This window comes from Neobacillus jeddahensis, from assembly GCF_000612625.1.
Classification (GTDB): domain Bacteria; phylum Bacillota; class Bacilli; order Bacillales; family Cytobacillaceae; genus Neobacillus; species Neobacillus jeddahensis.
This window is the reverse complement of record NZ_CCAS010000001.1, coordinates 21,295-33,127: the sequence shown is the minus strand read 5'-3', so window position 1 is coordinate 33,127 and position 11,833 is coordinate 21,295. Positions and strand designations below refer to the sequence as shown.

At 43.1% G+C, this 11,833-nt stretch carries 9 protein-coding genes; 2 read left to right on the top strand and 7 right to left on the bottom strand.

Features of this window, described 5'->3' with window-relative positions; all coding sequences use genetic code 11:
* Nucleotides 1–52: 52 nt before the first annotated feature.
* The 5 genes from TY15_RS00160 to TY15_RS00140 all read right to left on the bottom strand — a co-directional run bounded on the left by TY15_RS00160 (nt 53) and on the right by TY15_RS00140 (nt 6,711).
* Nucleotides 53–544 carry a carbonic anhydrase gene (locus tag TY15_RS00160; RefSeq protein ID WP_040209466.1) on the bottom strand — a complete coding sequence of 164 codons (492 nt, stop codon included), beginning with the start codon at nt 542–544 and terminating at the stop codon, nt 53–55.
* Between the two features lie 76 nt (nt 545–620).
* Nucleotides 621–986: a Na-translocating system protein MpsC family protein gene (locus TY15_RS00155; RefSeq protein WP_040209116.1), complete on the bottom strand. Its 366-nt coding sequence runs from the start codon at nt 984–986 to the stop codon at nt 621–623.
* A 72-nt stretch (nt 987–1,058) separates the two neighbouring features.
* Nucleotides 1,059–3,677, bottom strand: a complete 2,619-nt coding sequence (locus TY15_RS00150; protein ID WP_040209117.1) for a DUF2309 domain-containing protein — start codon at nt 3,675–3,677, stop codon at nt 1,059–1,061.
* Nucleotides 3,674–5,209 (bottom strand): NADH dehydrogenase subunit 5, encoded by a 1,536-nt coding sequence (locus TY15_RS00145; RefSeq protein ID WP_040209118.1) that lies wholly within the window; start codon nt 5,207–5,209, stop codon nt 3,674–3,676. The genes TY15_RS00150 and TY15_RS00145 overlap by 4 nt, the downstream gene beginning before the upstream one ends.
* 566 nt (nt 5,210–5,775) lie before the next feature.
* Nucleotides 5,776–6,711 (bottom strand): aldo/keto reductase, encoded by a 936-nt coding sequence (locus TY15_RS00140; protein WP_040209119.1) that lies wholly within the window; start codon nt 6,709–6,711, stop codon nt 5,776–5,778.
* A gap of 200 nt (nt 6,712–6,911) precedes the next feature.
* Here TY15_RS00140 and TY15_RS00135 point away from each other — a divergent pair, with 200 nt between their 5' ends.
* Both TY15_RS00135 and TY15_RS00130 read left to right on the top strand, forming a co-directional pair.
* Entirely contained in the window at nt 6,912–8,504 is a 1,593-nt protein-coding gene (locus TY15_RS00135) for an acetolactate synthase large subunit (protein WP_040209120.1), read from the top strand.
* 71 nt (nt 8,505–8,575) lie between these two features.
* Nucleotides 8,576–9,901 (top strand): PQQ-dependent sugar dehydrogenase, encoded by a 1,326-nt coding sequence (locus TY15_RS00130; protein ID WP_040209121.1) that lies wholly within the window; start codon nt 8,576–8,578, stop codon nt 9,899–9,901.
* Here TY15_RS00130 and TY15_RS00125 read toward each other — a convergent pair.
* Together TY15_RS00125 and TY15_RS00120 are read right to left on the bottom strand one after the other, a co-directional pair.
* Nucleotides 9,888–10,451 (bottom strand): hypothetical protein, encoded by a 564-nt coding sequence (locus tag TY15_RS00125; RefSeq protein WP_040209122.1) that lies wholly within the window; start codon nt 10,449–10,451, stop codon nt 9,888–9,890. The genes TY15_RS00130 and TY15_RS00125 overlap by 14 nt on opposite strands.
* 209 nt (nt 10,452–10,660) lie before the next feature.
* Nucleotides 10,661–11,710: a DUF1835 domain-containing protein gene (locus tag TY15_RS00120; RefSeq protein ID WP_179301868.1), complete on the bottom strand. Its 1,050-nt coding sequence runs from the start codon at nt 11,708–11,710 to the stop codon at nt 10,661–10,663.
* Between the last annotated feature and the right edge of the window lie 123 nt (nt 11,711–11,833).

Sequence of the window (11,833 nt, the reverse complement as noted above, 5' to 3'; positions counted from 1 at the left end):
CTAATAGAGTAGTCTTTTCGGTGTTTTTTACTTTCAATCAGTGATCAATTTCTCATAAAACGACCATTTTTGATGGCTTTTCGTTATCAATCTTGCATTCTGTCACGTTTACATTGGATGGCATCAATGGATGGTTTCGAATCACTTCAGCATAATTTTGCCTATTGTCAGCAGAGGCTTCGTTGCCCTCCAGCCATTCTCTTACACTGCATTTCGGGAATTCTGGCATGCAATTTTCAAACAGATAATCCAACGTTTTAATTTTCTCTTGTAATTCTTTATTTTCATATAGTTGTTTAAGTGTCTCTCTTTCATTCTTTCGCTCTGCTGTTGGAACAGCAACAACTATTTCTTCCACATTCTCCTGATAAACGGCAAGAATGATGTCCCGCATGATATCACTGAAGGGTGAAAAGTCTGGTCCATAAGATTGCAAGACTAAGATATGATCCGTTTGAAGACGATCCATCTCTTTCAATATACTTTTCGGGCTTTGCTCCATCCCCATCACAAACAACACTTTTCTGTTTTCCACCATATTCATTATCTCACCCCGTTTAATGCAGTTTTAATCTTTTCCGTTGGACACAACTTTCCAAACATTTAGGGAAGCCCCATCGTTAGGCGAATTTTTTCTCCAAATCTCCTGAGAGTTTAAAGACCATGACCCTTTCACCGGTTTGCGTGCTAAGATCGGTATGAATACTGATTACTTCCTCACCTGTTATCGAATAAACAATGTGCTTCAATTCTTCTTGTCCTGATTCCACCAAGCTGTTTCGTGTCGTTTTTATCGATAACAGCCCTTCTTTATCCCTGCATAAGGCATATTCAGCTGGGGTTAATATGCCATTCAATGTCACAATCACCATATCCCGTACAATATCTGTCTTTACAGAAATGGAACCGCGGCCCAGATAACTTTTCTCCCAATGGGTTAATGCTTTACTAATTTCAGCTTCAATCATGCCTTTTGACTTGTCCATATTGATTTCTATCCTTTCTCTACTAACCAAAAATCGTACAGTTCATCAATGATTTCTTACACCATGACGGCGCTATGACCAACTTTTCCAGTTACCTTCTGGATCAATGGATGCGAGCCGCAGCCAACCGTTGTCTACTTTTTGTTGAAAGGTCCGATCATGCTTCAACAATCGTTCCACATATTCCGTTGGTGCCTGGATGACCACCAATAGCCTGATAGGTGCATGATAGATCGTTTCATCCGATTGCATGACCGATTGCCATGGGAGTCCAGATAATAAATCACTGGCATTGCCCTGCATCACTCCAATTCCGGCTGTCACGGTCTGGGTTGCTTTATTTCCGCTGCCATAATAATGCGGTGCAACAGCAGATGCGTAATATTGCAGGTTAATCCATTGGCTAACAGTTGCCGGCCCGGCAATAATGCTGGCAAGCAGAGAGCCATTTTTATCTTTTATCCAATTATAGTTATGAAGAAAAACTCTGCCCTCCAGATTGCACTCTTCGGTCAGGCTTCGTTCTCCGATGACAAACGCCGCATTACCTGCCAGCCCCCATTCTGGACGGATTTCACTCCAGTCCTCTGAATGCCGCTCGGCTTCTTCTTTAGGATTTTTGCGATTGAATTTGAGATTCGGTAATTTCGAAATCCGCTCGGCGCTAGCCTGTTCACTCACCTGTGGCAGAACGGCCTGGATGCAGGTAAAGGCCTCTTCAGCCTTTGCCGAGAGCTTTGGCAGATACTCCCAATGCAGTTCATCAAGTGTGGTAATATGCTCGGCCGCCGCAAAAATAGTTTCCTCCGGTATCAAAATCCCCCTAGCTTTTAGTGACTGCCTTACATGGGGAAAGTTGCACAATTCAGCCAATACTCGTGCATTAAAAGCGCTTGAGGTGCCGCCGCATGCCCCGCAATCGAGCGAAGCCGCATATGGGTTATTGATGCTTCGGCTTCCATGTCCGCAAATCACCACTAATGGAGCGAAATGATCGGTGAGCCCCATCGTTATTAAAGCCTGCTCCACATATTGCACTTTCTCTTCCTCTGAAAAACCGATCGGTAGCTCCGATTTAGATTGCTCCATACGGTCAAGCGTTAGTCTCACATCAGGTTTCATCACCCACGTGTCAAGCAGCTTCTTGAAAGTGCGACCTGTACTCCTTGGTATAAAAGTTCGGGCTAGTGTCTGCATGCTAAGCCAAGGTCCGCTTACTTCCGGCAGCAATAGACTGGCAAGCAGGTTGTGTTTCATTGACTTGAATGTACCTTTAAGTGAATGAACTGCTTCAATCCGCTCGTGAAATGGTTTGTACTGCGATTCAGGTAAGTATTCCATTACCTTGAATTGCGGTTTTGACATAACCGGCAAGGAAGGATGGCTATGCTTTTGTTCAAGTTTGCAGGTTTCAATCGGCAAACCGTAGAATCCGGCTGCCCCAAAGGTTTCAACCCCCTCTGTCTGTTCCAGTTTTCGACGGAAAGGCTCTGATCGGACATCGATGCAAAAAACGAATTGTGCCAACGAAGGTTTATTTGGCTCAGAGACCAGCTCCTGCTTCGAGAGGATTTGCTCCATTAGTTGTTTTTCATATGTTTTTTCCCAAGCTTCCAGCCATAGCCTATTGCGGACAATCTTATCAAACTGCCGAGCCAGGTTCAAACGTGCTTTTTGTTCCACATCAGACAATTGATGCCATTTATCTATGGGGACATTCCCCCAATGAATCCAAGCGGCGATTAACGGTTCCAGGCGCACTTGCTCTTCCCTTCCTTGTTTAGACAATGGAAAATGAGGCTTCAACAATATCAGCTCCATTGAGATTCGAATAGCCAAATAGTCAGTAAGCAAGGAGCTATCCTTTATTTGTTGCTGTGTGCGCCATAGCATCATCCCCGCCCAGCCTGGCAGAGCCAGCAAGTGGGCTTCAAGATATTCCTGCGTCTCTGAATCGGAAATTCCTAGTTGTGATAGAGCCTCTACTAAAGCTATGTCTGCTTCATTCGGCAAATGTTTTATCTGTTTCCGTGCCTCTAACGATAAGGCCGGGTCTAAGCAAGCCATTCGCTTCCATGCCTGATAGAAACCTTGTTCACGATTGGGCATGGACCAAACGGCCTGAGACTCATCCAGAAATAATTTACACCACTTGATCATATGGCGGTTGAGATCTCTAAACTTCCCGTCGCCTTCTTTCTGTTCAAAACACTGGCTAAGGGGTTTAACGGTTTTTCTTGTATGCAGATGGAAATTGAAGTCACTCAGCCTTTTTGCCAAGCTTTTCACTTCGGGAAGTGCCGTTAATTCAGAAGAAGGCGGACCCTGCGTAAGAGCCGTGCGGCAAAACTGCACCGCATCCGTGTGCGAAAGTTCGAAATCGTGCTGCTCAAGCCAGAGCTGCAGCCCTTCTTCTAAAAATTCCACATCCATTTCACCATGGTTCCATGCTGATTGCAAGACAGAATCGTTGGGAAGTAGCTCGATATCGCAACGATCTTTGAATCGGCGTACCATCTGTTCAAAGGATTGCCCCTCCAAACTGGCCCAGGGGCTGCGTGCTGCAAACTGGCTAATCGGGCCAAGCGGAGCGATGATTTCGCTGGCTGCTTTCACTATTTCATGAATAGTAAGACCACGTTCTTCCGTTTCATTTTCCCAATTTAAAGGTCTAGCTAATGTCGTTGTCATTTAGATTCCCCCCGATAAAACAAGGATTTTGCCAAATAGGTTGGATGACTTTCCACTACATCTTTGTGCGGCTCGCCTAAATGGACAAGCCAAAGATAAATGATCGTAAAGGCGGTTGAGGAACGTTTGTGTGCCAGCCATAACCCAACAGCAGTACCTCCCAGTAAGAGAAACAGGACCCAGATGATGGCAGGACAAGAAGGGTTCATCCCAGAAAGAATGGTTTCATGTAACAGGCTGTCTAAGGACTTATGAATGTATGTGAACATCAATAACGCCCCTGCAAGAAAAGTCAATCCAGCAAATCGACCCGTTCTGCCATTTCCAAAAGCAACGAGTCCGATCCAAGCAAATAGCATGGACCAGCCTAAAATGAAGCTGCTAATAATTGGATAACCCTCTCCACCAGAAGTCAGCAAATAGCCAATCCCCGTCATGAGAGCTAAAATCACTCCAGTGATCACCCACAAATTGGGGATTTGACGACTTTTGAAGGAATGAATCTCCCTGTGCTGGACGGCAGATCCAGCCTGCAGGAACAGGCTCGCTTTGAACAGTCCATGTAAGAGTGCATGAATTACGGCTGCTAAATAGGCCCCTAATGCACACTGAATTAGCATGAATCCCATTTGTGCAATGGTCGAGCCCACCAACTGCCGTTTATAGTCGACATGAACAAGCATGATTCCGGTTCCCAGCAGAACGGAAAAACCAGACACCACAAGCAAAAAGATCTGTGCTGCCTCACCGCTAAAGATCGGTGCGAAACGTGTAAACAATAGACCACCGGCATTGACGATTCCGGCATGCATGACAGCTGAAACAGGCGTTGGAGCGACTACCGAATCCAACAGCCAACGTTGAAAAGGAAACTGTGCAGATGGAATGAACATCGCAATGATTAAAAGGAGATTGATGCAGGTCCTCTCCCATGATGGGAGTTGTGCAAGATTATTTTTTTCAAGCACAATGGATAGTTGCCACTGTCCTGTTGTTTGTGCCATCCAAATAACAGCCACTAGTAGGATCAGCCAACTGATTAAAAATAGCCGGCCTGCAGAGGCAGCTGCCTTTCTGGCCACTTGCCACTCCTTATGTAATCGGATAAGCAACGTAAGTCCCAACAAGGTCACTCCCCAGCAAACCAAAAGAAGACGAAGGTCATTGCTGATCCAGGCAAGCGTGTCAGCATATGTTGTGAATGTCAGCAGAGCAAAATATTTTCGGTAATCACGATCACCGAATAAGTATCGGACAGAATAACGCTGCACAATCAAACCGATTGTCAGGACAAATAGGGCCAGGAGCCAAGAAAGCGAGTCAAAACGCCATGGACCAACCATCACCGTTCGATTGTTAGCGAGAAGCCCCCACAAGGCAACGATGGGAGGCAACGAAAGAAGGCCAATGTGATAACGAACCAAATGTACGGGAACCTTTTTATATAGCAGGAAAATGGTGCTTACCATGGAAACGGTAAGAACGATAAAAAAGGCAGTTGGCAATGAAATGAAATCATGATTATGGGTCATTCTATCTCTCTCCCCCCATAGATTTTAATACTATGAATCTTTTACTTTATCGTTTTAAAAAACAAAAAAACCGGCAAGCTCTAAATTTAATGGTCCTGTTAAACCATTAAACTTGGATGATTGCCGGTTTACTTTTAACTGCCTAATCAGGCTTTTAAATAGTCTACCTTTATTGTATGTAATTTAAGAATGCAATTAGATAAGATTTCTATTTTCAATCGGATTCCTTTTTCATCAAGTCAATAGGTGATATTAACTTTCTGCTAAAGGCTCTTTATTGAAAAAATCAATTTCATTATTAGCACGTACTAAATGTTACTATGGAATTTTTATACTGTCAAGTTACTAAAACAGCAGTATAATGCTATGTGGCTGGAAACTGTATTTTGAAAATATTAGAACCTTTTGTTCACTATTATCTTAGAAGAAAGACTTTCACAAAAAAGTCTGCTTCTTAAACCTCCACTGTATACATTAGCCGGAAATTCTCCGCCTATGAATTCTCAAACCTCCACGAAAATCAACAATAAATAAAAACAGAGCCGTGATCTAAAATTCTATTTTCCTTATAAAGGGAATATCTGATCAATTTCTTGAAGCTCTGAAGCAGATAATTGAATTTGTAACGTTTTTAAATTATGGAGTACTTGGTCAGCACGCTTGGCACCTGGAATAATGACGTCGATGCATGGACGGGACAGATACCAAGCAAGAATCACTTGAGAAACCTCCGCACCCTTAGTCACTGCAATTTGACGAACTCGCTCAATCTTTTCCAAGTTCTTTTCGAAAACACCTGCCTGAAATTGCGGTCTTTTTCGATTCTTTTCACTAATTTCAGTTTCTTGATTATATTTACCTGTTAATAACCCAGAAGCTAGTGGGTAAAACGGCACAAAAGAAATTTGCTGTTCGGTTACGTATGGGAATAATTCCTTCTCTGCATCGCGGCTTATCAAGTTGTACTCCCCTTGATAGACATCCACATAGCCATCTTTGTTGGCTTCCTTTAATTGATGAAGAGAAAAATTAGACACTCCGATGGCTTTAATCTTCCCTTCATCCTTCAATAGCTTTAACGCTCCCACCGCTTCGTCTTTTGGTGTATCTTGGTCAGGAAAATGAATATAGAATAGATCTATGTAATCCGTTTGCAGCCGTTTTAAACTCTCTTCGACGGCTTGTTTTAGAAAAGCAGGTGAGTTATCTAAGATCATATCATTACCATTTAATTGATGTGCTGCTTTGGATGCAATGACAATTTCCGAACGAGTTCCGCTTTCTTTCACAACTTCCCCAATGATTTCTTCCGATCGCCCCAAACCATAAATATAAGCTGTGTCTAGAAAATTAATCCCTTGACTTAGACCAGTTCGGACCAATTCCCTGCCTGCTTCTTCATCAAGGTTTGGAAAAAGATTATGTCCCCCAACGGCATTGGTTCCAAGACCAATCGGATTAACAAATAAATCGGTTTTCCCTATTCGAGTATGTTTGGCCATTAACTTCCATCTCCCTTATTTTACTAATTTAATGATAACAAACGATTGGAAGAGAAAACAAAGTTAATGCCTTTATTTTCTGATAAAAATAAAAAACAAATTTAGGTAAGAATAGGGATAAGGAATCATCCGTTTCCCTTGATGGGTTGACAATCGGATTGGCCGTAGCCATAGGTAGCTAACATAATAAGGAGGACATGATGAAGGTAACAGACGTACTAGTCCATTGTTTAGAAAACGAAGGAGTTGAATACGTGTTTGGGATTGTCGGCACCGAGATTCTGGACCTTGCTAAATCCCTGTCAAAATCAACACAGATCCAATATGTGAATGTCAGGCACGAGCAAGGGGCGGCTTTTATGGCCGATGTATATGGAAGATTATCAAACAAAGTCGGCGTGTGCTTATCAACGCTTGGGCCTGGAGCTACAAATCTGTTAACAGGAATTACCAGCGCTCAGCTCGATCATTCCCCTGTGGTAGCCTTAATTGGACAGGCTGGCATGGAACGTCACCATAAGGAATCCCATCAATATATCGATATAGTTAAAATGTTCGAACCCGCAACGAAATGGAGCGCACAAATCAATGAGTCACAAACAACTCCGGTGGTGATTCGAAAAGCATTCAAGATCGCTAAAATGGAGAAACCCGGTTCTGTCACGATTACTTTACCAGAGAACTTTGCGACCCAAATGATCGCAGAGATGGCCTTACCCGTTACTCCCTTGCCTGAAAGTGTCCCTGTTACCGAGACAATCGAAGCAGCCATTAACCTGATTAAAAAGAAGCTGAAGCCCTTTGTCATCGTCGGAAACGGGGTCATCAGGCAGGAAGCAGTCCTAGAGCTTCTGACCTTTATTGAGTCCCTTCAATCCCCTGTTACCCATAGTTTTATGGCAAAAGGTGTGCTTCCAAAAGAGCACCCGCTTAATTTCTATACCTTTGGATTTAAAGAAAACGATGTAGTGCTGCCTGGTTTGAAAGAGGCTGATCTCTTGATTGTCATCGGCTTTGACTTTGTTGAAAAACTGCCAAAGGATTGGAATAAGAAGAAACTTCCTGTTTTACATATTGATCCATTACCGGCAGAAATCAATGAATACTATCCTGTCGAGTTGGAACTGGTCGGGAACTTGAAGAAAACATTACAGCTCCTAATTCAAGCCGCTCTCCCAACAAAATCCTGGGTGCCACTAAGTGGACTCAAGGAACAAATAAAGACTGTTTATAAAATGGGACCACATCAACCCGGGACCACTCTTCCCTTTTCGATTGAAACTATTCTCCACTGCCTTGAAGCTCACACGACAGAGGAGACGATTGTCATATCCGATGTCGGTTCCCATAAGGATTCCATTGCCCGCACCTATCAGCCAAAAGGGCCAAATCGGTTAATTATTTCCAACGGGCTCGCTTCAATGGGGATCGCCATACCAGGTGCCATCGGGGCGAAACTAGCTTGTCCTCATAACCCTGTTATTTGTATTACCGGCGATGGCGGTGCCCTAATGAATTTTGCAGAAATCGAGACAGCCAAACGGCTCGGACTTTCCTTCATTATTCTTGTTTTAAATGACTCGATGTTAAAACTTGAGGTCGAGCAAATGAACAAAAAGTTTGGCGAGAATGACGGAGCAACCTTTCAAAATCCGGATTTTGTGCAATTGGCTGCCAGCTTCGGAGTGACCGGCATTCGCGCTAGGAACCTCGAGGAATTTGATCACATTCTGAAACAGTCGCTGCACTCTTTAACCGATATCATCTTAATCGATGTTGTCTTGGAAAAATGACCCCAGCTTGGAATAAGGACTACTCCCATCTGAATATGTAGATAGAAAGGCTTATTCCAGGGGGGAATACGATGGAAAGACCTAAAAAAATCGAGCGTGTGTTAAAACCCGAAGATGTCTGGCTTCCTGAAGGGTATCAAATTGAAGTATTCGCCAAGGAGCTTACGACCCCCATCAATATCACATTTAATGATCAAGGGGAAATGCTGATTGCGGATGCGGGAATCACTTCGGGAAGCGGAAAAGTGCTCATTCTTACTTCCACAGGTCCAAAGATAATTGCTGAAGGATTTACGCCACCATTGACCGGGATTACTTTTTATAAGGGCACCATTTATGTTGCCCACCGTGGGTCGATAACCATGGTAAAACAGGATGGGACCAAACAAGATATTCTGACAGGCTTACCTAGTTTCGGTGACCATCATAACAACCGGGTGATTTTTGGACCCGATGGAAAAATGTACTTTGGCCAAGGGACGGCAACAAATGCTGGGGTGGTTGGTGAGGATAACACCCGCTGGATCAAGGAGCACCCCTATGGTCATGACTATCCCGGTTCATTCATCCAGCTAACAGGCCAAAATGTTACAACAAAAAATCTTTTCTCTGGAGCACCCAATGAGAAATCAAGCACGGGCGCTTTTTCACCATTCGGTGTTCCGACATACCACGGCGAATATATTAGAGGAATGGTCAAGGCAAGCGGCAGTATTCTAAGGGCCAATCCCGATGGCTCCCAGCTTGAATTGGTCGCCTGGGGACTTAGGAATCCCTTCCGGTTAAAATTTGACAGGCAAAATCGTCTTTATTGCGGTAATCATGGAATCGATGTTCGCGGCAGCCGGCCAATCGAGAATTCCCCTGATGAGTTTCAATGGATTAGACCTGGAATTTGGTATGGTTGGCCAGATTATACTGGCGGGCACCCCGTCACAAACCCATACTTTAAACCAGAAGGAAAACCGCAACCAGCCTTCTTACTCGCCCAGCACGCGATGCAGCCGCCAAAACCGATTGCCTCGTTTGCCCCGCATTCGGCAATCATGGGCTTTGATTTCAACAATGACCCTTCCTTTGGTCCCGTTGGAGAAGCGTTTATTGCGGAGTTTGGAAGTGAGGCGCCTAGTACAACAGGCGGTAAGCCCGCACCACGTGTGGGCCATCGTATTTCGAGGATTAATACCGAGACCGGCAAAATTACGACGTTTGCAATTAATAAAACAGGTGTTGCCGCATCAGCTACTGGCGGTGGCGGCCTAGAACGACCTATTGACGTTCTATTTGGCAAGCACAAGGAAATGTATATTGCTGACTTTGGAATTTTTAAGCCACCCGGTAAGAAAATAGGTGCTGCCCCGAACACGGGTGTGATTTGGAAGATTACAAAGAGATAGTCTTTTTTAACCTTTTAAAAAGGAGTAAACCGATATCGACCCAAATCCAGTTATAAATGAAAGAAAACAAAAAAATAGCACTGGCTGTTAACAAGGAAAAGGAACCTGAAACGACGGGACCTAGAACCGGGAAGGTGAAAACATATAATAGGCTAAGAATACCTAAGGATAAGAATGCAGCACCAACTGCAATAATGGTTAATCTCTTATTGAAACAATAAAAAGCCACGCCCGTGCCAAGTCCAAGCAAGCCAGTCGTAAATGGGAAGACAAGCAATTCACTGGGTTGAAGGATTAGAAGCATGAAAGTAGTAAGAAAATAGGCCATTGTACCAAGCGGTAGTGATAGAATCGCACAGAAAAGGATTGGTGCGGTTGCAAATGGACTAATAAAATACCCTAGCACAGGTAAGAACCCACCAGCTGCTTGGAGAATAGCCGCAATGCTGGCAAACAGGCCTGCTACTACCAACCGTTTTGGTCTGGAATAATGATTAAAAACGAGCTTTGTTGATTTTATTTCATCCGTAATCGATTTGAATATATACATCGGTTCCACCTCAGTCTTTACCCTTCACACATTCCAATATATTAACAAGATATTCCTAGCGGAACCGATGTCGACTGCTCTTACAACAAAAAAAACACACTATTTCAACGTGTGAAATGCAGTGTGTTTTCCCATTTGAGTTTAAGATTGTACCTTAATGTGGCTTGCCCTGGTCCATAATTCAACCTCTGCATTTACATCAAACAACCTCACCGTAGTTTAACACGATAGTGCCTCATTGATTTTGGAATACCTTTTAGCTCAAGGCCCCCTCTATATAGCATATCCCGAATTCTATACTCTAAAAAGAAAGCATTCATGCCTTCATTCGTCCTTGATAGAATTTCTCCAATCACCTTTCCCACCACGATATAGTCCTTTTTTTCTTGCTCTTGATGCAGCATTTCGATGGTATGTATGATTAGTGGATCAAAGTGATTTTCTTTGACGCCTTTTATTTCATGCTCCATCCATAAACGAAGGACTTCTTTCGTCTCTGCTAAAGTGTTCCATTCCCTGTGAAACTGGATCCGTTCTTGTTCTGTTATAGGCGGATTTTTCCTGTTTTTTTCAAATAGAAGTTTCAAATCTGTTGGTTCGATATGGCCTGTATGGAAAATTAGCTGATCTTTCGTTATGTATCTTTCATAGAGTTCAGTCGAATTCATAAGAAAAATATCATTTGGTTTGTTGCGCAATAAAAAGAGCAGAAACCTGAGACCGGTTTGTTCATCTGGATTATTGCCATACCAAATGTAAATCGGAACCTGCCCGGGAATATCTTCTATTTCACGTAATGTATTGGCAAATTTATTTTCATACTTAAAATCATCTTGTTCATCATTGATATGTTCATATAACCATTCCTTGCGAAACCTTTGGCCTGCTTCTTCATCTAATCTCCACAAGGGTCCAATCGAAAAGGAGTCTGGAAAGCCAATCACAAGCTTAGGTCTTTCAAGTCCTACTCTTAATGAACCGGCTGCAGATTCTGAGGAAACAATATGAACAGCACTGTACCCTTCCTCAACTGTGCGCGCTAAAGAAGGTTGTAAATGGCGATAATTTTGAATATGTTGATTAATTTCTTCGACCATTCTATTCTTATCATTTAGTGTAATACAATAACCTCTACCTTCAAGGGGATGGCTCTCTTCATGATTAAACGTCTCAAAATTATCTTCATGAAGTAACTCAAACGTTTGCCATTCCCCCTTTTCATTCAAATCCGAAACGGTTACATACTGTTGGGTCTCCACTTTATATACAAAAACTACATTCGGTTCCATAAAAAAATAGAGAAATGGAAAATTGACTCTCGTTTTGATGACAATCAGCTCCTTAACCCTAATTTTACCACATTTACCAGCTTATATATGATC